Consider the following 23,571-nt stretch of genomic DNA (forward strand, 5'->3'; position numbering starts at 1 on the left):
AAATATTTAGTTCTCTATACTTTAATTTGGGGTAAGATGAACTGTTCCCTATACTAAAATAATAAAAAGGTCTGCGACCTTCGCTGCAAAATTACAACAATAAGGCGTACTTGCCGCAAAATAATATTATTTTTGTAAAAAACACATCGGTTATGAAAAAGTCTATATATGCCTTTATACTATCTGCAATGATTCTAACAGTAGTTTCATGTGGAGATAAAAAAGATCCACAAGCAATTCAGTATCTTGATAATATACGTGCCTTGTATGAACAAGGAGAATACAATACTGCTCTTCAACAAATAGATAGTATTCAAGTTTTATTTCCGAAAGCTTTTAAGGAAATAAAGGACGCCTTGGCTTTAAAGCAGGAAGTACGAAGAGCTTCGGACGAAAGACAAATAACCAGCTGCGATTCATTAATCGTTATATATCAGCCTAAGATTGATTCTATAAAGAAATTGTTTATTTACAGAAAAGAAAAAGACGATGACTATGGAGTCTATATACCTAAAACAGTTTCGAGCAACACTCCAACATCAATGATGTTACGATCAGGAGTTAACGACAATGGTTCCATGTACATAGAAAGTGTATATATAGGAGGACAACTACATAACACAATAAGAGTGAGCACCAAAGATGGTAACTTTGCAGAAAGCTTATCAATAGAAGGAGACGGTTTTGTATTCAGATTTAGCCATATGGGTAAGCAATATGAAATAATACAGGCAACCTCTATTCATGACAATGGTCTGGCCAATTTTATTTCCACAAATATAGATGCGCCGCTTACTGTTACCTTGAAAGGGAAGAATACAACAACGTTCTCTCTGCCCAATATTCAGAAGAAAGCTATCAAAGATTCTTATCAGCTTTCCAGACTAATGCTGCAACGCGATAGTTTAGCCACAGCAAAAGACAAAGCTCAGATGCGTATAAAATATCTGGATGCTAAAAGAGACAGTATACCAGTGGTACTGCCTAATTCATTGAAACAAGAGGAGTGATTTAACTTTCGCAACCTTATCGTCATCGGACAAAGTGGCATCTATCCAATGTATATGAAGTCCTCGTTTTTCCATACCCCTAAACCAAGTCATCTGTCGCTTGGCAAACTGATGTATGGCAATTTCGAGTTCTGAATACATCTGATTATAAGAGATTTCTTTTAGAAGATATTGAGTCACAAATTTATATTCTAAGCCATAATACAAAATATCATCGGGGGCAATACCTGCATCAAGCAGCGATTGCACTTCTTCGATCATCCCCTCTTCGAGTCTCGCTTTTAGTCGTATCGAAATCCGTTGTCGTCTGAGTTCCCTATCAATATCAACACCTACAATCAGACTGTTTAATGGAGGATATTCATTACAATCGGCATTGTTTATTTTCTTATACTCTTCTATTTCAATTGCTCTTATTGCTCGCTGAGCCGTATCTACATCTGTATTATTATGCAAAGACTTATAAGAAGCTAATATGTCTGTCAATTCTGTCAACGATTTACCTTCCAATTGTTGACGCAGGTCTTTATTTTCAGGTACATTAATTAAGTTATAGCCTTTCAGCACTGATTCAATATACAGACCCGATCCCCCACACAAAACGGGAATCTTATTACGTTCTTTTATAGAAGTATATGCTTGATAAAAGTCATGTTGATATTCGAAGATATTGTATTTATATCCTGCACCACGAATATCTATCAAATGATATGGTATTGGCTTACCATCAACAATATAGTCCGAGAGGTCTTTCCCTGTTCCAATATCCATTCCTCTATACACCTGACGCGAATCGCCACTAATGATTTCTGCATTCAAATCATCAGCTAGTTTACAGGCAAAAGAGGTTTTTCCCGATGCAGTCGGGCCCACTATTGTTATTAAATCGAATGAACTCATACTTAACTAAACTATATTTTGATAAATCAAAGGTATCTATTTTACCCCAGATCATAAAAGTACTACAAAAAACAAACACAAAAGATTCGACAAAGCAACAAATAGCAACGAAAAAATTATAAATTACACACTCAATAGAATCCACATAAATCACTAATTACTAAATAACAATAGAAAGAAAGGCTGCAAAAGTAACAAAAAAGAGGCTCAACTCTCTCCATTAATTTAATCAGTGTCTTTTTCACTAAAACACAGAAACTGACCACACCCTTAAATCGCTCCGATATACCAAACTGATAAATACCCCTCATCTATCGCCTTTTGTAAACTTGTAACTGATTGCATCCATAGTATATAGATAAATGAAGCCTTGACTCGCATTAATAAAAAAAACAGTTATATTTGTATCCTATTAGGTCTCCGATCTATAAATTGCTATTTCGAGTATAACATATTCAAATTGTTATACTTGAAAATTACAGCATTAAAATTAAAACAATTGATCCTCAAATAATGAATGACGTAAAAAATTTAGTTAATCACATAATTGCTGCTTGTCAGGAAAAAAAAGCTAAAAACATTGTAACTATCGACTTATCCGAACTTCCGGGTGCTATCTGTAAATATTTTGTAATCTGTGACGGAAATACTCCGATGCAGGTTTCAGCTATTTCGGACGAAATTATTAGCAGTGTTAAAAAGAAAGTACAGGACAGACCTATTACTACAGACGGCTTGCGTGAAGCAAGATGGGTAGGAATTGATTATGGCACAGTTATTGTTCATGTATTTATACCAGAATTGAGAGATTTTTATGACTTGGAACATCTATGGGCTGACGCAAAGCTTGAAAGAATTCCGGACATAGATTAATCTCGACGAATGAACAATCATTTTTTTTAGATGTTATTCATACACGGAACAGAACATCTAAAAAACATAAACAATTAGTTAGTTCCTGATTATACTATATGGAAAAGAAAGATAACAAAAATTTACTTCAGAAGGGCGGAAAAGGACCTAAAATTCCTGTATCAAGCTACTGGATATATATTATTGCATTAGCGTCTATCATAGGAATATACTTCTTCTCACAAGATGCTGTAGTGAAAAAAGTTGGTTGGTCTGACTTTCAAAAATACACTGAACAAAACTATGTAGAAAAGATTGTTGTATTCAACAAGAAAAATGAACTTCAGGCATATATACGCCCTGATTCTGCACAACATATTTTTCAGGAAGGTGCTGCAAAGATGGGGAAAAACCCTTCTATAATAGTTAGTATTCCTTCGGCTGACAAATTTTCTGATTTCTATGACAAAGTAATTGCAAACAGTTCTAATAAAATTGATGTAAGTTACGAAACAGGAAGCGATTTCACCGATATTCTAGTCGGATTACTCCCCTTTGTATTACTTATAGGTCTTTGGATTTATATTATGCGTCGTATGTCGGGAGGAGGTTCCGGAGGTAGTGGTGGAGTATTCAGTGTAGGAAAATCAAAAGCTCAGCTATACGATAAAGGTTCGCCCGATGCCAAAACTACATTTAAAGATGTAGCTGGATTGGCAGGAGCTAAGGAAGAACTCGAAGAAATGGTAGAATTCCTTAGAAACCCAACAAAATATACCGAAATTGGTGCAAAGATACCTAAAGGTGCACTACTTGTAGGCCCTCCGGGAACAGGTAAAACATTACTAGCGAAAGCCGTAGCCGGCGAAGCTGATGTACCTTTCTTCTCTATGTCGGGATCTGACTTTGTTGAAATGTTTGTGGGAGTAGGAGCTTCTCGTGTGAGAGATCTATTTAAACAAGCCAAAGAAAAAGCACCTTGTATCATCTTTATTGATGAGATAGATGCCATAGGTCGTGCCAGAGGTAAAAACCCTAATATGGGTTCTAACGACGAACGCGAAAACACATTGAATCAGTTATTGACAGAAATGGATGGTTTCGGAACAAACAGTGGAGTTATCGTACTTGCTGCAACTAACCGTGCCGACATTCTCGATAAAGCTCTACTTCGTGCAGGACGTTTCGATCGTCAGATTTATGTTGATCTACCAGATATTAATGATAGAAAACAAATATTCAAAGTTCACCTTCGTCCTATCAAAATAGACGATTCGGTTGATTTGGAATTCCTTTCTCGTCAAACACCCGGTTTTTCGGGAGCTGACATAGCCAACGTTTGTAACGAAGCCGCCTTGATAGCTGCTCGTAACGGGAAGAAAGTGGTTACAGAAGGGGACTTTACAAGTGCTATTGACCGTATAGTTGGAGGACTTGAGAAGAAAAGCAAAATAACAACTCTCAACGAGAGAAGAACTATTGCTATTCACGAAGCAGGTCATGCCACATTAAGTTGGTTCCTTGAACATGCCGATCCTTTAGTGAAAGTAACAATCGTACCACGAGGTAAAGCCTTGGGTGCTGCTTGGTATCTTCCTGAGGAAAGACAAATCACAACCAAAGAGCAAATGCTTGACGAATTGTGTGCATTACTTGGGGGACGTGCTGCAGAAGAGGTTTTCATCGGACACATATCTTCGGGTGCAATGAACGATTTGGAACGTGTTACAAAACAAGCTTATGCCATGATTTCATACATGGGTATGAGTGATGCACTTCCTAACATTTGCTACTACGATTCTTCGGGTCAAGGTTATGGCTTTACAAAACCATATAGCGAAGAAACATCGTTATTGATTGACAAAGAAGTACAAGCGATGATCAACAGTCAATACGAAAGAGCAAAACAGCTTTTGAGAGAACATACTGAAGGTCATAATAAATTGGCTGATTTGTTACTCGAGAAAGAAGTTATTTTTGCGACCGACTTAAAAGACATATTTGGTACACGTCCATGGATATCTCGTTCAGAAGAAATCCAAAAGGAAGTAGAACATAATACTGCTAAAGCAGAAGAAAAAGAGAAACAAGAAAAAGAAACACAGACCGAAACAGAAGTCAGCTCTCCTCCGGGAATAATTGCTGAAGAGAACCAGTCCGAGTAACTTTTTAAAATAAACAAAGAAGGTATAGTTTTCACGAGCTATACCTTTTTTATTATATTTGCACTCATAATGCTCAAATCTTGAATCTTATATTGCTCAAAAGCATAATATACAGGACTAAGAGAGATAAAAGCATAGCATAATATTATTTTGTAATCTAATTACATATCACAAAAACTATCAAATAAGTGTTGAATATAAAGAATCTTGGAGTCCGTATTGCCACAGGCATCGTATTTATAGCCGTCCTAATGGGAGGCATCTTATATAATCAATACTCCTTTTTGATAGTATTTTCTCTAATCACAGCACTTGCTTTATATGAATTCTACGGATTGCTTTGTAAAACCCAAAATGCAGAGTTAAGCAGAATTCTAAATACTTTAGGTGGTTTATTCCTATTTATTGGTGGATACTTTTTCTTTTCATCTACTGAAAAATCTCTCATAACATTAGTTCCTTATGGAATTTATGTTCTATCATTATTCATTTCAGAACTATACTTAAAACGTACCAACCCTATTCAATCACTGGCATATGCTGTGTTGGGGCAGATATATTTAGCCATTCCTCTTTCGTTACTAAGCTATCTCGCTTTTGGCTACGACATGGATAACGGAGGCTATCACTATGCATTCTTATTGGCTTTGCTTGTATTCATATGGGTAAACGATTCGTTTGCATATCTTACGGGTTCGTTGTTTGGCAAGCATCATATGTTCGAACGCATATCTCCCAAGAAATCATGGGAAGGCTTTTTCGGAGGTGCAATATTCTCTATTGGTGCGTCTGTTATATTTGCAAACTATTTCACACAACTCCCTCTATGGGGATGGATTGGATTCGCTCTTGTTATGATCACCTTTGGTACATTAGGCGATTTAATAGAATCTCTTTTCAAGAGAACTCTAAATGTTAAAGATTCGGGAAATATTCTTCCCGGACATGGAGGCATTCTCGATCGTTTCGATAGCGTTATCTTCTCGATACCTGCTCTATTTATATATATCGAGATTGTATCGTTCTTCATTTATAAGTAAGACATGAAAAAAATTACGTTACTGCCAATTCTTGCAGTATTTGCTATATCCTTGTTTTTTATTTCCTGCTCTAACTCTGCAAAAAATAGCAGCAGCCCTCAAACTCTCAATTTAGGAGTAATGTCATCGATGGACTATTTACCATTGGCTGTTGCACAAAGAGAAGGATACTTCGAAAAAGTAGGCCTGGATATTAAATTGCACAAGTTTTATTCGGCGAATGATCGCGATGCTGCTTTTCAAAGCGAAAACATAGATGGTTGTATTATAGATTATACGGGAGCTATTCTGCAAAAAGCGGGAGGTATCGATCTAAAGCTAACCTCAAAATGCGATGCACCTTTCTATATTGTTGCATCAAATAAAAGTAACATCAATACTCTCAGCGATCTAAAGAACAAACAAATTGCCGTATCAAAGAACACTGTCATTGATTTTATTACAGACATGGCTCTAAAATCAGTAGGTCTTAACGATTCGGATGTAAAGAAAGTTGAAATAAATAAAATTCCTGTACGATTCGAGATGTTACGCAATAACAAGATTGATGCAACAGGCTTACCCAATCCCTTTGCTTTGATGGCTCAAAATGCAGGTGATAAAATCCTAACATCAAATGACAGCTTAGGATTCAGCATCACAGGTATTGTATTTCATAAGAAAGCAATAACAGACAAATCGGCTTTAATTACAAAAATGTACGAAGCATATAACATGGGGGTTGAATATCTTAAAAATCATTCAGCTGAAAATATTAAAGACATACTTAGTAAAGAACTCGGCTTTCCTGAGGAGATTATCAAAGAAACTCAACTTCCTGATTATTCGCCTACTCAACTTCCGGCAGATAAAGATATAGTAGCAACTATTGACTGGCTAAAGAATAAAGGTTTGATTAAATCAGACTTTGATCAAACATCTTTATTAGATGCACAATTTATAAAGAAGTAAGACAACTAATCACTCTCCATGATTTCAATAAATAACCTTTCCGCATCGTATGGAAAAACAAAAGTATTGGATAACTTTTATTTGAATTTAGATGATGGAGAAAGTTATGCCCTCATAGGACCATCAGGTTGTGGGAAATCTACCCTTTTGAAGATATTAAGCCGAATACATAAAGAGTTCTCCGGAGATATCACTTACAATGATCAACCATTCTTTTCTCAAAAAATTTCCATCGGATATGTACCTCAATCTTATGGTTTGCTTGATTGGAAAACAGTAAAGGAAAATATTCTCTTACCCATAAAACTCAATAAGTCTAAAAGCTATAATAAGACAGAGGCAGAAGATATTATTGAAACTTTAGAAATTGAAGATTTACTGAACAGGTATCCTATTCAGCTAAGTGGAGGGCAACGACAAAGGGTTGCTTTGGCTCGTGCTTTTATATACAAACCCGATCTCCTTTTGATGGATGAACCTTTTTCATCTTTAGATTCCTTTACCTCCATGCGTTCACAAAAGCTATATTTAGAGTTATGGAGGAAGTATAATATTACAACCTTGTTTATTACCCACAATATATTTGAAGCCACAGCCACTTGTAAACACATATTATTGATGGATAAACAATCGGGAACGATAGTGGAACAAATAGAAAATAATACGCTAGGTGAAACAGATAATATCCAACAAATGCAATTGGCTAGCCACATATTAAACCTTTTTGAAGAAAGAGTGATAGAATGAAACAACAAACAAAAAACATTCTCCGTTATATGGGGTTCTTGGCACTTGGCTTTATATTGTTCCATACAATATGGTATATAGCATCTATATATTTAGACTTAAAAGCTCTCCCCTCTCCTTTCGAAGTATATAAGTCGTACGAAATTGCTTTGGAAAATGGAATCTTAGATCATATTCTGGCAAGCCTGCGACGTATAGCAATAGCATTGGGAGTTTCTTTACTCATTGCTCTTACAATTGGTATTGTTATGGGATACAACCGAACAATTAATAAGATACTAAGCCCTTTGGTTTACTTTTCGTATCCACTGCCTAAGCTTGCTATTCTACCCGTTATTATGATATTATTCGGAATAGAAGATACTTCCAAAATCATTATCATAGTACTAATCATCGTTTTTCAGCTTACTATCAACATTCGTGATGCAGTGCGCAATATTCCCAAGGAAGATTATGACATACTAACGTCATTACATTCTACTAGCCTACAAAAAATAATACATATCACACTACCTGCCATATTACCCGAAATATTTTCATCTCTACGGGTCGCTTTAGGCATTGCTCTGTCAGCATTATTTTTTACTGAAACATTCGGCACAGATAAAGGTCTGGGTTTCTACATTACCGATTCGTGGATGAGAATTGATTATATCCAGATGTTTTTCGGAATACTTACACTTTCCTTTATGGGGTTAATTCTCTTTATCCTCCTAGACATTGCTGATCAATTGATCTGCAAATGGAGAAAATTGTAAGAAAATCAGATAAAACATTAAAAATCTAAAAAAAAGATAATAGATACTTCCTATATATCATAGACAATAAAAAAAGATAATAGTACTTTTGTACGTTCGCACACTTATTCATCTCATACCATACGATCATGAAAAAACTATTCATCATCTCATTCCTACTTCTGGCATTTACGACTATATATGCTCAGGATGCAGACACAACCTTACTTCGAAAACTAGTAGAAAAGCAAGTACTTACTCAGCAGGAGGCTGATGAGATTATACTAAAAAATCAGCCCAAAGAAGTAAAAAGTGAAACAGGATTAATTCCCCAAAAGATAAGAGAGGCTTTTAATACTCCTTATTTGAATTTTGGAGGTTATGCCCTTTTAATGTATAAGTATAGTGATGTTTCGCACATAAAACATGACTTAAATCCAAGACTTGTTTTTATCAGTATGAATGGTAAATTATATAACAATATTGGATATACTGTTTTAGCCGATTTCGTTAACCCTTTAGTACACGAGCTTTATGGTATCTGGTCTCCATCTAATGCATTCAACCTTAAAATAGGACAGATGAAGGTTCCTTTCACTATAGAGAATCAATTTTCATTAACTCAACTTGAAACAGTTTATAACACAAGATCTATTTCGAGTCTTGCCAGTATGGCAGACGATGTTATGAAACTACAAAACGGAAGAAACAACGGAGGTCGTGATATAGGTATCAATGCGTCGGGTAGTTTAATCAACATGAAGGGCTATGACCTGCTGGAATACGGTATCGGAGTATTTCAGGGTTCGGGTATATCTTCTCCTGAAAAAGACAACAAGAAAGACTTTTCGGCACAAGTAATTTTACAACCTATAAAGGGATTCCGCTTTGGAGGTAGTGTTTATTTCGGATCTGCAACTTATACGCTGGATGAAAAGATAGCACCTGCGGCTACCCATACAAGAGACCGCTGGGCGTTGAGTACCGAATATCGTGGAAACAGATTTTATGGTCGAGCAGAATGGTTACATGGAAACGACGGAGGCATCAAAAAAGAAGGCTTATATGGAACAGTACTTTATAATGTTGTTCCCAATAAAGTGAATGTAACATGCAAGGTTGATTATTACAACAAAAATAAAGATACCAACGCAGAGGTTATTGATTATACAGTAGGTGCTAATTACTATTTCTTCCCACAATGTAGAGTACAATTAAATTATACATACTCTGACTATTCTTGCCAATGGGGAGCACGCAATTCTAACGTTGTATATTCTCAGCTACAATTCTTATTCTAAGAAGAAAAGAATCTAAAATTTAATATAAAGAGAAACCTGTACCCCTATAAACTGGAGATACAGATTTCTCTTTTTCTCCTTTTATTCAAATAGCAAAATCACATTAAAATCAGGGATAATTTGCTACTTTTGCATTCAATTATATCATTTATTTTCTGTTAAGGTTTCAGACCTTTTAATCTTCGGGTAGGTATATAACAATAGGTTGTAACAGCTCGAAAACAGATCATTAAATACTTTTGGTTACTTAATAGTTTAAGCCAGCAATGAAGAGATTCTGGAAATGGGTTCGCAATATTATTATCAATCTTTTTATACTCAGCATACTACAAGTTGTAGTATTTAAGTTTGTGCCCGTATACTACACTCCATATATGGTCTCTAATAATATAAGCCAGCTATTTACAGAAGGAAAGATAGAATGCGAGCACACATGGGTTCCTCTCGATAAGATCTCACAAAAGCTACCCTTGGCGGTTGTAGCCTCAGAGGATAATCTGTTTATGGATCATTCGGGGTTCGATTTTAAGCAAATAGAAAAAGCTCAGGACGAAGCCGAAAAAGGGAAACGTGTACGTGGAGCCAGTACCATCACTCAACAGACTGCTAAGAATGCTTTCCTTTGGCATGGGAAATCGTATATAAGAAAAGGACTCGAAGCCTATTACACAGTCTTGATAGAATTTATATGGGGTAAGAAACGAATAATGGAGGTGTATCTTAATTCCATAGAGATGGGAGAAAACATATATGGAGCAGAAGCCGTTGCCCAAAAACATTTCAACAAATCGGCAAGTAAACTTACAGCAGGAGAATGTGCTCTTATAGCAGCCACATTACCCAATCCGAAGAAATTTAACTCTGCAAAGCCATCCAATTATATCCAAAAGAGAAAAGCAAAGATACTAAGCCTTATGAGCAAGGTTCCTCCTGTAAATTTTGATTGAATGATGCGCTAATCTTTCTATATAGGAAAGCTTGCATTATACCCCGCATCCCTAAATAAACAATAAAGGCAAACCATAGAGCATTGTTTCCCCAATTATCGTACAACGAATAATAAATTGCAAAAAAGCAAGCAGCAGCTACAAACATAGAGTTTCGCATTTGCTTGGAAGCCGTTGCTCCAATAAAGATACCATCCCAAAGGAATGCCGAAAATCCTGCAATAGGTATTAGCAATACCCATATCTGATATTCTTTACAAGCTGCAATCACATCGGTCTTATTTGTCAGTAGCTGTAATATTTCGTCCGTAAACAATCCATACATAACGGTAAAGAACACAGCCAGTAATGCACCCCAAGCAAAAAGTCTTTTGACTAACGTCTTCAATACATCGTGCCTTTTTGCACCTATATATCTCCCTGTCAGAGCCTCTGCCGAATACGCAAAGCCATCCATAATATACGAGAATAGAGTAAACATTTGCATTAATAAAGCATTGGCAGCCAAAGTGATATTACCCATCTTAGCCGACGAAGAAGTAAAGAATGTAGTTACAATAATAAGCAACATGGTACGCAGAAAAATATCTGTATTTACCCGAAAGAAGGGTATAAACGCCGCAACATTCTTCAATCGATGAAAATCGATATTAATTCTTACAACTTTGTATTTGAAGTACCAGATAATAAATGCAATAAGAAAGCCCATAATTTGCGCAATAGTTGACCCTAAAGCAACACCTTCGATATTCATATTCAACACATATACAAATACCAAACTCAGACTTATGTTGATTATATTAACAGCTATTGCAATATACATGGGAGTTCGGGCATCTTGCATCCCCACAAACCAACCCGAAAAAGCATACATACCCAATACAGCAGGTGCAGCCCACACATAAATATGAAAATAATTACCTGCATACAATCGAACATCGCTACTTGCTTTGATAACCTTAAAGGCTACATCAAAAATAATATTCTGGAAGAGTATGATTAATAATCCTGCTACAAAAGCTATCAACAACGAGCGTAACAATATAGTAGCCATCTCTTTATTATTCTCTGCACCATATGCCTGAGCCGTAAAGCCACTAGTGCCCATTCTGAGAAAAGAAAAACTCCAATACATAAAATTGAAGATTATACTAACTGTTGCAATAGCTCCAATATATACATCAAGGCTTAAATGACCTACAATAGACATATCTACCATACTCAACAGAGGTACTGTTATATTCGATATAATATTGGGTATTGCAAGTCTCAGTATATTCTTATTCATTTCTATAAAAGTAAGTTCTGCAAAAGTAAACAATATAAAATAGTTTTTTGACATATACTTCATCACTCACCTACTATTACCTCCATTCTTACTAAGGTAAAAAAAACGCTAACCCTAATATTTAGAAATGATCTTTCGATTTGTTAAAAATTAAGATTCGTTCAAATAGCTTATATCTTAATACTGAAAAGATTTCAGAAAATCTTAATATCTTTGCAGTTAGATAAACCTGTTTAATTGTTATCTACCCTAAATTTTATGAATATAATTAAATTCGTTTCCACACTTATTATTATTTTGTCTTGTTATACAGCTTACGGACAGTCAGCAACTGATCCTGTATTGATGCGAATCAACGGAGAACAAATTACTGTATCTGATTTTAAATATGCTTACAACAAAGCCGATAATAGTAACTCTACGAAAGGACAATCAATCGATCAGTTTTTAGAATCGTTTATTAACTTCAAGCTAAAAGTCGCAGAGGCCAAAAATTTGCGATTAAACGAAGATCAATCGTTCAAAAAGGAGTATTCCACATACCTAGATCAAACCCAAAAACTATACACAACAGATACAATATCTACGAATACAATTGCCCGAAAAATCTATGACAGATTAGGTCAAAATATTCAGATAAGTCAGTTATTTATAGCTTTTCCAAAAGGAAATATCTTACCAAAAGATACTCTTGAAGCATACAATAAGATTGTATCTATAAGAGAATCAGCGATCGATGGAGGTGATGAAAAATTTGAAGAGTTAGTTCTCCAATTTTCGAACGACAGCGTTAGCACAAACTCTAGCATACCGGGATATCTAGGGTGGAAGACAGCCTTAATGTTACAACAAGATATAGAAGAAGCTATATACAATGCAGACCTAAATACAATATCGCAACCCATAAGAACTAATGATGGATATTACCTAATAAAGGTATTCAACAAGAGAAAAGATTTAGGACAGTTACACCTTGCTCATATATTTTTACCTTATCCTTATGAGGATTCGGATCAAAATCAGAAAGACAGTGTTCGTAATCAAGCCCTCGAAGTATATAATAAATTAATATCCGGAGCTGATTTTGACCAGACGGTTTTTAGATACTCTGCTGATAAACAGACCGCCGATCGGGGTGGTGTATTAGGATGGTTTGGTGTAAGCAACCCAATACCCACAGTTTTTGAAGCTCCTCTTTTCAACCTCAATATAGGCGAGGTATCACCTCCTTTGGAAATGGATTATGGCTTCCATATTTTCAAAAATCTAAACAAAGTAGCTTTACTACCTTGGGAAGAGATGAAAAAAGACATTACAAAATCTGTCACGCAAAGCGATAGAAACGAATTTGTAAAGAAATTACAGAGAGAAAGATTATCAGAAGAATATCCGTATATCGTAAATTCGCTTGTATATAATCAACTTCAATCAATAGCAAACAACTTTCACATTGCCGATTCTGCTTATTTTGAAAAGATTGCCTATCTGGATAATCAGGTTTTATTATCAATTGGATCTCAAAACTACACAGTAGTTGACTTTATCGACTTTTTGGTAGAAGACCCAGAGACCAATTTTACATTGTCAACAGATATTTTATCATACAAAGTGAACGATTTTATTCTGGCTAAACAGCAAGAAGTTCAAAAATCAACGCTTGCGGATAGATACCCTGAATTTCGCCATCTTACCCAAGAGTATTATGAGGGGATTTTGCTATTTAATGTAATGAATCAGGAAGTATGGGAGAAAGCTCAAAATGATACAGAGGCATTACAAGAGTTATTCGATAAAGACCCGATGAAATACAAATGGGATTCGCCAAAGTATAAAGGATATGTAATTCATGCAAGAGATAAAGCCACCATACAAAAGGCTGAAAACTTGATAAAAGAGCATAAAGGTTCTCCCGATTTACAACAAATCTTAACCAAGAACCTGAATATAAATAAAGAGCCATCTGTTTATATTGAAAAAGGGTTATGGGGCAAGGGCGACAACGGGTTTATTGACAGGACTATTTTCAAAACAAAGAACAATAGAGAGATAATAGGCTATCCTAAATTTATAGTAGAAGGAAGATTAATAAATGCTCCTGAAACTTTAGATGATGCCAGAGGGCAAGTTGTTGCAGATTATCAATCTATGATCGAGAAAGAATGGATAAAGAATCTCCACAATAAATATAAAGTAGAGATTAACAAAGATGTGCTACAAAGTATAAAATAAGGTATATTTCTTACATCAGAAATATGTATCATACCATAAAAAACGGCAAAATGATTAAACAGAAAAGAAAATCAGAAGTTTATGTTATACTGATAATATCAGTCATAACATCAGTATTTGCTGCCTGCTCCTCTAAATCGGAGGCAAACCCAGACAAGGCAAACCATCCGATAGTTTCCGTTAATCAAAAAACGTTGTATCAAGCTGATATAGAAACTGCTATACCTGAGGGGCTAAGTGCTGCCGATAGTACTACTGCTGCTGATGCTTATATAAAAATGTGGATTAATGATGAGTTGATTTACGAAAAGGCTAAGCAGAATGTGACCGATCAGGACAGAATAAACGAACTTGTGGAGAATTACCGTCAATCGCTGACTGTCTTTACATATCTTGAACAATTACTGAAAGAGGAACTATCGAAAAAAATATCGGAAAGCGAATTGAAGGATTATTATGACAAACATCCTGAAAGCTTCGAATTAGAATCGAGTCTTGTTAAAGGATTATTCCTGAAAATTCCCCGCTCATCTAATGAGGTGAACAATTTCAGACAATGGTATCAGTCGAAATCAGAAAGTGCTAAAGAAAAAATAGAGAAAGCTTCATTCCAGAATGCTGTTATCTATGATTATTTTTACGATCGTTGGGTCAATTTTGATGATATTGCAACCAACATTCCTACTCCGATAAGTAATGTAGATCAGTTTGTGAAAACAAATAAGAATTTCGAGACACAAGACTCTCTATATGTTTATCTTCTCCATATCGAAGAATTTGCCCCATCGGGAACAACAGCTCCTTATGAATATGCCAAACCTCAAATAACCGATATTTTGATCAATAAACATAGAGAATCTTTCCTGAAACAGATCGAAACAGATTTGTATAAGAAGGCTACGGATGCAGATGAGATAAAATTCTATCAAAAAAAGGAGAATAACACCAAGAAATAGTAGGCTGACAAAGGCTTATAACTTCTTTTAATATATTCCAAATATAACTTCAACCTATTATTGCTATATTTACGCCTCTTTTAATAATATACAAGGATGACCGTTTTAAAGAAAGCATTACTGTTTTTTAGCTTAATAAGCTCTATTTCATTTAATTTGAAAGCCCAAGACAATGTTATTGATCAGGTGGTTTGGGTAATTGGAGACGAGGCCCTTCTCAAATCCGATATCGAAGGAGTAAAATTGCAAATGCAACTTGAAAAAGAGCATTTTGATGGTGATCCATATTGTATAATACCCGAGCAATTGGCAGTTCAAAAACTATTTCTGCATCAAGCCAAATTAGACAGTATTGAAATTAGCGCAGGCGATGTTTCAAGAATGGTAGAAAGAGAAGTAAACAGAAGGATAGCAATTGTTGGCTCACAAGAAAAACTCGAAGAGTATTCGCATAAAACGATAAGCGAATTGCGCGAAGAGCTAAGAGAGCCAATGCGCGATAATCAAATCATACAGGAAGTTAAGCAAAAAATAGTTGGTAATATAAAACTAACTCCATCTGAGATTAGAAATTATTATACAGAATTACCACAAGATAGTTTACCATTTATTCCAACAACAGTACAAGTTGAAATCATCACGATGCTTCCGACTATACCTGTTGCTGAAATAGATGCTGTAAAAAATCGATTGAGAGAGTTTACCGATAGAGTAAATAAAAAAGAATCGAGCTTTTCAACATTAGCTTTATTATATTCTGAAGATGTGGAATCGGCTAAAAGAGGTGGTGAACTTGGATATATGGGACGTGCACAACTTGTTCCCGAATATGCCAATGCTGCATTTATGCTAAATGACCCTCAGAAAGTATCAAATATTGTAGAGTCTGAGTACGGTTTTCACATCATACAGCTTATCGATAAAAGAGGTGACCGTATAAATACACGTCATATTTTATTAAGTCCTAAAGTTCCTGCTGAAGAATTAAAAAAGACTACAACTCGTATGGACTCCCTTCTTATGGATCTTCAGGCTAAGAAATTTACGTTCGAAGAAGCCGCTACACACATTTCGGCAGACAAAGACTCACGTAACAACAAGGGTCTTATGGTAAATAAGAACGACTACAGTAATTATGGAGGAACATCACACTTCGAGATGCAAGATCTACCATTACAAGTATCTAAAGTTGTAGATAAAATGGCAGTAGGAGAAATGTCTAAACCCTTCACTATGCTTAACAACAATGGAAAAGAAGTTGTTGCAATTGTAAGACTAAAAGGAAGAATTGATGCTCACAAAGCCAACCTTTCGGATGACTATCAGGTAATGAAATCGATTGTTGAAGGCAGAAAAAGAGATGATGTTCTTAAGAAATGGGTACAAGATAAAATTAAGACAACCTACGTAAGAATTAACGATGATTGGAAAAACTGTGACTTCCAATACTCGGGTTGGATTAAATAAATCAGTACCACAACTTATTACTTGCGAGTAATAGAAACCCTGAGATTTATTTTGTAGGACTTAAACAATTTACATCTTTGCTACATAAGAATAAACTTCTTGATAGCAAGTACAAAAAAGATGAACAACGATATAAAGAATTCTCCAAGAAACAGGCGCAAAATGCACATAGCAGCTATTTTGTGCCTGCTTGTTCTATATACCTCGGCTCAAGCTTGGGTACAACAGCAGAAGCCTCAACATCCTATAACCCCTCAAACGGCAGCATCGGCAGCTAACAAGAAGGTTATACAGCTAATTCAAGCAGAAACTCTGAATAAAAGAATTGGCTTCGACCCTCAAATCTTAATAGACAATGTAGTTCTGTATCACGATGGAGCTTTTATGTATTGTGACAGTGCTTATCTGGATGAGGCCACTAACCAATTTGAAGCATTCGGGACAGTACGTGTCGAACAAGGAGATACACTCTTTCTTTATGGCAGTTATCTTCAATATGATGGAAACACCCAATTGTTACGAGTAAGAAACAATGTGCGTCTGGTAAACAGAGATATAACATTATTTACTGATAGTCTAGATTATGACAGACTAAGCAATATTGGCTATTACTTTGATGGAGGTATGCTAGTAGATTCTTTAAATGAACTGACTTCATTTTGGGGACAATATGAACCGACTAAACAGCTTGCATTATTTAGAGACAGTGTGAAGCTTACAAATGATAAGTTTGTGATGTTTACCGATACTTTGTTGTATAATACAAACAGTAAAGTTGCTACCATACTGGGTCCTACACGAATAGAATCGGATAGTGCAACCATATATTCAACCAGAGGTTGGTATGACACCACCAATGAGCTTTCTCTACTTTTGGATCAATCACGTATTATCAACAAAGAAGGAAACCGAATATTAATAGGCGACTCTATCTCTTATCATAAAAAGGACGGATACGGAGAAGTTTTCGGTAATATGTTCCTGCAAGATACCATCAAGAAGATAATACTTACAGGCAATTATGGTTACTATAACGAAATCACGAATTACGCAATGGCAACCGACTCAGCTCGAGCCATTGAATACTCACAACCTGATAGTTTGTTTCTTCATGGGGATACCCTTAAACTTATAACAGATTCGATATTTAGGGAAATAAAAGCCTATCATAATGTAAGGTTCTTTCGTACCGACTTGCAAGGAGTATGCGACTCATTGTTATTCAAAACAAAAGATTCGATTCTCTACATGTATAAGAATCCTGTTCTATGGAATGAAAATAATCAGATATTAGGAGACTCCATCAGTATATTCTTCAATGACAGTACTATTGACAGGGCTCACGTAAGACCTAACGCTTTTTCAATAGAACAGAAAGATTCTATACACTTCAATCAGTTGAAGGGGCGGAGTCTGAAAGCATTCTTTGACAATAAACAAATTAAGCATATTCTAGTAGAAGGAAATGCCGAGTCGATATTCTATCCCGAAGAAAAAGATCAATCTATGATGGGAATGAATCAGACCGAGAGCAGTTACTTGTCTATTGACTTTAAAGATAAAAAGATAGAAAAGCTCAAACTTTGGCCTAAAGCAACGGGAAAGATGATTCCTCTCTCAGACTTAAAACCTGACCAGGGCAGATTACCGGACTTCGAATGGCTCGATTATTTACGCCCTCTTGATAGGGATGATGTATTCAGAAAAGTGAAGCGAAAAGGCGGTTTCGATCCTCGTAAGCCAAGATCAAACGTACCCGCTCCACCTGCGAACTAGAAGAATACCTATATTTGCACTAGGTAAGCAGAATACACAATTACAGAAAGACTCTTACAGTTTTTTTGCAGAATCTTAGATAAAAGCAAACTCAACGACTAAAGCAATGAATGATATTATACATTTACTTCCCGATTCAATAGCCAACCAAATAGCTGCCGGTGAAGTTGTACAACGCCCGGCATCTATAGTCAAAGAGCTTCTCGAAAATTCGATTGATGCAGGAGCTACAAGCATACAACTTATAATAAAGGATGCAGGACGTACATTAATACAAGTCATAGACAATGGCAAAGGTATGTCGAGTACCGATGCACGATTGGCTTTCGAGAGACATGCAACCTCTAAAATCCGTACTGCAGAAGACTTATTCGCCTTACGCACCATGGGATTCCGTGGAGAAGCTTTGCCATCTATTGCTGCTGTGGCACATGTTGAGCTAAAAACAAAACGTAAAGAAGATCAAGTAGGTACACATCTTGTTATTGCAGGATCTACCGTAGAGAAACAAGACGAAATTGTTTGTGCAGACGGAAGTAACTTTGCTATCAAGAATATTTTCTTCAATGTTCCTGCACGCCGTAAGTTCTTAAAATCGAACGAAACCGAACGTAAAAATATACTTACCGAACTCGAAAGGGTTGCTATGGTAAACTCCGAGATTGAATTTTCGTTTATCGAAAATGATATTGAAGTTATAAAATATCCTGCCTCTAATCTCAAACAACGCATTATCAATGTAATTGGTAAAAACTTCAATCAACAATTAATCTCGATTGAGATAGAAACCACCATTGCTAAAATATATGGTTTTGTAGGCAAGCCCGAATCGGCTCGCAAAGCCCGTGCTCAACAATACTTCTTTGTGAATGGCAGATACATGCGTCATCCATATTTTGCAAAAGCTATAACATCAGCATTTGCACCACTAATACCCGTTGGAGAGAATCCTAACTTTTTTATTTATATAGAAGTTAGTCCTGATACTATTGATGTAAACATACATCCAACGAAAACAGAGATTAAGTTCGAAAACGAACAACCAATCTGGCAAATACTAGCAGCAACAGTTAAAGAGGCATTAGGCAAATTCAACGAAGTGCCTACTATTGATTTTGACACACTGGATGCTATTGATATACCAATACATACACCGGGAGTTACGAATGCTGCACGACCACAGGTTAACGTAAATCCTGCCTATAATCCTTTTAAATCAGCCTCATCGGGTGGTAACAACCAAGGAGGAGGAAGTAGCTATCAACGCCCTAATTTTGATTGGGAAAGCTTATATAAAGGTTTCGAAACAGACACCAATATAGATAGTTCGGAAGCAGGAGAAGCGATCGAAATAAGATCATCTGAATCTGATTTGTTTGAAGAAAGCTCAAACTCCCTACATTATCAATACAAAAACAGATATATACTTACATCTGTTAAGTCGGGATTGATGATGATAGATCAGCGTAAGGCTCATGTACGCATACTCTTCGATCAGTTTCTACAAAATATAAAACTTAAAAGAGGTATCTCACAACGAACTCTATTTCCTGAAATAGTAGAATTTTCAGCTTCGGAGGCTGCCATGATTCCTTATTTGTTAGATGATATAGAAGCCGTAGGTTTCGATCTTAGTAATCTGGGGAATAACTCATACGCCATAAATGGTGTTCCTTCAGAGATTGATAAGATCAACTCAGTAGAATTGATTCACAATATGGTCACCAAAAGTATTGAAACTGGTAGTGATGTGAAAGACGAAATACAAGAAGCTTTAGCATTATCACTAGCCTATGCTGCTGCCATACCATACGGACACAGATTAACTAATGACGAGACTAGTGATATCGTAAATCGTTTATTGGCTTCACCATCGCACAAATACACACCTGATGGCAAACTCATAATTTCAATCTTTGATGATTCGGAGATTGATAGAAGATTTAAATAACTCAGCCTTTCTCATATAAAACAATAGCCTTACATAAAACCCTTTACACTTCCACTTATAGAAGTACAAAGGGTTTATTTTAACTAAAAAAACGTAAATATTTGTTTCTTTTAGGTACTTTTGTATTCCAATACATACACAACTAACAATTTATGAAAAAATCATTCTTTTTTATTCTATTAAGCTGCTTTATTCTTCTTGGATATTCTTGTAGTAGCGATGACAACAACGTTGTAGGCACTCAGTCCGAAAATGAATTGAGGGAAGTCTCATTTAACATTAGCAACTTTTCTTCTGAGACCTCAGAAATATCCACTAGATCGAGTTTAGCCGATAATAAGATAAAATACCTCCGCTATGTAGTATTTAATAGAGATCCAGCTCACCCAGAGATAGAAGGTGAAGTCGTTGAAAGCAATACACTAGAGGGTTCTGATCTTGGTTCAGTCTTTAAACTTAAAATAAAGAAAGGTAGTTACAGAATTGCTATTTTTGCTTCTGAGTTACCAATAAGATCCGAGAAAGTCAATCCAAACGGAGGATCACTGGGATCTTCTGAGCCTATTGAAGCAACTATTATTGAGGATATTACAAATCCTAATAAATTTCATGGATCAATAGATTTTGAAGTAAGCAATACTGATATACAAGAGACTGTCAAACTAAAAAGGTCTGTAGGCAAAATTACACTAGCAATATCTGATTTAGATAAAGCTCCAAGCGATGTACAAACAATCATACCCATCTTGTGTGTTACAGATAAGAATGCTCCACAACCATATGCTATGTATTTCCAACCTTCTTATAATCTGATGTATAATGGTGCTAGTGTTTTTTCTGGGGTCGATCCAGATCATTCACATCTATACTCTAGTATTTATATTGACCGAAGTAAATTCAGCTCAATAAATGAAGAGAATCCTTTCAGTTTTTATATGCTGCAAAATATTAATATTAATTATAGTGTTGTTGGAATGTATCCAAGTGCTCCTTTAAGCTATGATTTGTATCTCCAAGGATCGAGAACGAATAAAATAGAAAGACAATATCTTATAAATCCTACCAGACCAGGAGAAGATGTGAAAAATACGGATGTAGTTTTTATGATCCGTATCAAGGAAGGCATTGTTATAAATCCAAATGAACAAATAACAATAAAAGGACTGTTATTTAAAAATAATCAAGGCTTTGACATTACTGTTGATCACGAATGGGGAAACAATACTAACGAAATAATAGACCAACTATTATAAAAATCTCTTAAGTACTCACTTATAAAAAAGTGGGGTTATTCACTAATAGCGAATAACCCCACTTTTTTTATTATACCTAACTAATTATTGGCGCTATTAAAATCTTTTGCATTGACCACCGTAGCATAGAAATAATTTAACGCAGCAAGAAATGCATTATGTACATTTTCTCCACTAACCGTTTTTCCATTAATCTCTAAGTTAGGAGCGGCACAAGCATCTCCTATAACTGTACAATTATAGCCAAAATCTTTAGCTGCACGAGTAGTTGCATCTACACACATACTTGTCATCATTCCACAAATAACAAGATCAGATATACCTAACTCTTTTAGATAATCCAGAAGTTCTGTTTCTCTAAAACTATTAGGAAAATGCTTTACAATTATCTTCTCGTTATTTAGAGGAGCTACCTCCGAATGAATCTCTACTCCTGGTGTTCCTGGCACAAAAAATGTAGCACCCGGACGATCTGATATATGTTGTATATGTATAACCGGAAGACCTTCGTTCCTGAATTGTTCTAAAACCAGCTTGGCATTTAAAACGGCTTCATCACTACGCACAAGAGGCATATTTCCTCCTGCAAAGTAATCATTTTGTATATCAATTATAACTAATGCTTTTTGTTGTGCATTCATCGTTAATGAGAAAATTAGTAATAGAATAAAACTTATTGTTTTCATCTTAAATAAATAATAGCATTTAATGGCATACGCAACCTTACAAACTGAAGTTGTTATGTTTACCAAAGCAACAAAAGTCTAAGACCTTAATCTATACCAAGTGTTAGTTTGCAGATTTCGATCTCACGCTCATTACCCGTATTCTTACCCATTACATCCGAAAGCTTAACTGCTTGAAGAAACTCACCCTTCGGATTAGCTTTTATTGCTGATAATTTAATTACAATATTCAGAGGCTTTACACCTACATCATTTGTAAAATAAGTTCCAATTCCATAAGTATCATGAACGCGATTACCTACGAAATCCTTTATACGTTTTACTTCTCCAAGATTCAACGAATCACTGTAAACTATTGTTTTAGATGCAGGGTCAATGCGATTTTCTTTGTAAAACTGGATAGCTTTTTCAGTAAACTCAATAACATCACCACTATCACAACGCACTCCATCAAACAATTTAGCCTGTTTCAGACTAAATGACTTGAAGAAAGAGTCTGTTGTATATGTATCAGTAAGAGTAATACCTAGACTTCCTTGAAACACCTCTACCCAAGCTTCGAGAGCTTTAATATTTGCAGCACGATAGCCAAATAATGCCCCATGATACATAAACCACTCGTGCGGCATAGTCCCGATAGGCGTAGTATTGTGTTTCATTGCCAGATACACATTACTTGTACCTTTGAAATGATCGCCTGAACTATCACGAAGAGTACCTACTACTTCGTCATGTACATCGAATGAGAAACGGCGACGAGTGCCAAAGTCCGAATAATCGGCTTCCATCTCAACTAGAGCTTTCGCCTTTTGTAATGTCTTTTTCTTTACTCCTTGAGGCGATTCTCCAACCATAACAAAATACAACTCAGAGATTATTGCCATAAGTGGCACTTCCCAAAGTACTGTACGATACCAATGACCTTCTATCACCACCTTAAGGTCGCCACCTTGTTGTGTTATCTGAACTTCTTCTGGATTATATTGATAACCTTCAAGAAAATCTATAAATGCAGGATCGAAGAAATAACAACGTCTTTCTATATACTTCTTTTCCTCTTTGGTCATTTTCAATTGAGTCATGGCTTGCACCTCTTGTTTAAGGCGTTCAGCAAACCCTTCAGGAAATTCGGTATGACCTCTGTTTATGAATTCATATCTTACATACGAACGTGGATATAACTTCTGTATAGCAAGCATTACAGAAAACTTATATAGATCGTTGTCCGTAAAATGTTTTATAATCATAATCGGTTGTGTTTGTTTATCAATGCAGAATCAAATTTTTACTGATTCATATATTTAAAGGTCATCGA

Annotated in this window: 19 protein-coding genes; 15 read left to right on the forward strand and 4 right to left on the reverse strand. The window is 35.7% G+C overall.

Annotated elements, in window-relative coordinates:
• The first annotated feature begins 152 nt into the window (after positions 1-152).
• Positions 153-1,010, forward strand: coding sequence for an outer membrane protein assembly factor BamD (locus HGC4_RS15535; RefSeq protein WP_050711052.1), 858 nt, complete (start codon positions 153-155; stop codon positions 1,008-1,010).
• Here HGC4_RS15535 and miaA read toward each other — a convergent pair.
• Positions 990-1,910: a tRNA (adenosine(37)-N6)-dimethylallyltransferase MiaA gene (miaA, locus tag HGC4_RS15540; RefSeq protein WP_050711053.1), complete on the reverse strand. Its 921-nt coding sequence runs from the start codon at positions 1,908-1,910 to the stop codon at positions 990-992. The two genes, HGC4_RS15535 and miaA, sit on opposite strands and share 21 nt — an antisense overlap.
• Positions 1,911-2,423: 513 nt before the next feature.
• On the opposite strand from miaA, the gene rsfS reads away from it, so the two are divergent.
• From rsfS to mtgA, 8 genes are all read left to right on the forward strand, one after another.
• Positions 2,424-2,783, forward strand: a complete 360-nt coding sequence (gene rsfS, locus HGC4_RS15545; RefSeq protein ID WP_050711054.1) for a ribosome silencing factor — start codon at positions 2,424-2,426, stop codon at positions 2,781-2,783.
• 98 nt (positions 2,784-2,881) lie between these two features.
• Complete coding sequence (gene ftsH, locus HGC4_RS15550) at positions 2,882-4,927, forward strand: ATP-dependent zinc metalloprotease FtsH (RefSeq protein WP_050711055.1); 2,046 nt, start codon at positions 2,882-2,884, stop codon at positions 4,925-4,927.
• 188 nt (positions 4,928-5,115) lie between these two features.
• Complete coding sequence (locus tag HGC4_RS15555; protein WP_255349838.1) at positions 5,116-5,967, forward strand: phosphatidate cytidylyltransferase; 852 nt, start codon at positions 5,116-5,118, stop codon at positions 5,965-5,967.
• 3 nt (positions 5,968-5,970) lie between these two features.
• Positions 5,971-6,918 carry an ABC transporter substrate-binding protein gene (locus tag HGC4_RS15560; protein WP_050711056.1) on the forward strand — a complete coding sequence of 316 codons (948 nt, stop codon included), beginning with the start codon at positions 5,971-5,973 and terminating at the stop codon, positions 6,916-6,918.
• Positions 6,919-6,936: 18 nt separating this feature from the next.
• Entirely contained in the window at positions 6,937-7,665 is a 729-nt protein-coding gene (locus HGC4_RS15565; RefSeq protein WP_050711057.1) for an ATP-binding cassette domain-containing protein, read from the forward strand.
• A complete protein-coding gene (locus tag HGC4_RS15570; protein WP_050711058.1) occupies positions 7,662-8,423 on the forward strand; it encodes an ABC transporter permease in 762 nt (253 codons plus the stop codon). The genes HGC4_RS15565 and HGC4_RS15570 overlap by 4 nt, the downstream gene beginning before the upstream one ends.
• Before the next feature lie 128 nt (positions 8,424-8,551).
• Positions 8,552-9,703, forward strand: coding sequence for a porin family protein (locus HGC4_RS15575; protein WP_050711059.1), 1,152 nt, complete (start codon positions 8,552-8,554; stop codon positions 9,701-9,703).
• Between the two features lie 266 nt (positions 9,704-9,969).
• Positions 9,970-10,650, forward strand: coding sequence for a monofunctional biosynthetic peptidoglycan transglycosylase (gene mtgA, locus HGC4_RS15580; RefSeq protein WP_050711060.1), 681 nt, complete (start codon positions 9,970-9,972; stop codon positions 10,648-10,650).
• On the opposite strand, the gene HGC4_RS15585 is transcribed toward mtgA, so the two are convergent.
• Entirely contained in the window at positions 10,616-11,938 is a 1,323-nt protein-coding gene (locus tag HGC4_RS15585; protein WP_050711080.1) for an MATE family efflux transporter, read from the reverse strand. The two genes, mtgA and HGC4_RS15585, sit on opposite strands and share 35 nt — an antisense overlap.
• 258 nt (positions 11,939-12,196) lie before the next feature.
• Here HGC4_RS15585 and HGC4_RS15590 point away from each other — a divergent pair, with 258 nt between their 5' ends.
• The 6 genes from HGC4_RS15590 (at position 12,197) to HGC4_RS15615 (ending at position 21,570) form a co-directional block, all read left to right on the forward strand.
• Positions 12,197-14,167 carry a foldase protein PrsA gene (locus tag HGC4_RS15590; protein WP_050711061.1) on the forward strand — a complete coding sequence of 657 codons (1,971 nt, stop codon included), beginning with the start codon at positions 12,197-12,199 and terminating at the stop codon, positions 14,165-14,167.
• A 50-nt stretch (positions 14,168-14,217) separates the two neighbouring features.
• Entirely contained in the window at positions 14,218-15,123 is a 906-nt protein-coding gene (locus HGC4_RS15595; protein WP_050711062.1) for a peptidyl-prolyl cis-trans isomerase, read from the forward strand.
• A gap of 96 nt (positions 15,124-15,219) precedes the next feature.
• Positions 15,220-16,590, forward strand: coding sequence for a peptidylprolyl isomerase (locus HGC4_RS15600; protein ID WP_050711063.1), 1,371 nt, complete (start codon positions 15,220-15,222; stop codon positions 16,588-16,590).
• Between the two features lie 120 nt (positions 16,591-16,710).
• Positions 16,711-18,366, forward strand: a complete 1,656-nt coding sequence (locus HGC4_RS15605; protein ID WP_082204205.1) for an OstA-like protein — start codon at positions 16,711-16,713, stop codon at positions 18,364-18,366.
• A 106-nt stretch (positions 18,367-18,472) separates the two neighbouring features.
• Complete coding sequence (mutL, locus tag HGC4_RS15610; protein WP_050711064.1) at positions 18,473-20,317, forward strand: DNA mismatch repair endonuclease MutL; 1,845 nt, start codon at positions 18,473-18,475, stop codon at positions 20,315-20,317.
• 152 nt (positions 20,318-20,469) lie between these two features.
• A complete protein-coding gene (locus HGC4_RS15615; RefSeq protein WP_050711065.1) occupies positions 20,470-21,570 on the forward strand; it encodes a hypothetical protein in 1,101 nt (366 codons plus the stop codon).
• An 80-nt stretch (positions 21,571-21,650) separates the two neighbouring features.
• On the opposite strand, the gene HGC4_RS15620 is transcribed toward HGC4_RS15615, so the two are convergent.
• Both HGC4_RS15620 and pncB read right to left on the reverse strand, forming a co-directional pair.
• Positions 21,651-22,256: a cysteine hydrolase family protein gene (locus HGC4_RS15620; RefSeq protein ID WP_082204201.1), complete on the reverse strand. Its 606-nt coding sequence runs from the start codon at positions 22,254-22,256 to the stop codon at positions 21,651-21,653.
• Between the two features lie 86 nt (positions 22,257-22,342).
• Positions 22,343-23,503 (reverse strand): nicotinate phosphoribosyltransferase, encoded by a 1,161-nt coding sequence (gene pncB, locus HGC4_RS15625; protein WP_050711067.1) that lies wholly within the window; start codon positions 23,501-23,503, stop codon positions 22,343-22,345.
• Positions 23,504-23,571: the final 68 nt, after the last annotated feature.

This window comes from Dysgonomonas sp. HGC4 (genome assembly GCF_001261715.1).
Taxonomy (GTDB): domain Bacteria; phylum Bacteroidota; class Bacteroidia; order Bacteroidales; family Dysgonomonadaceae; genus Dysgonomonas_A.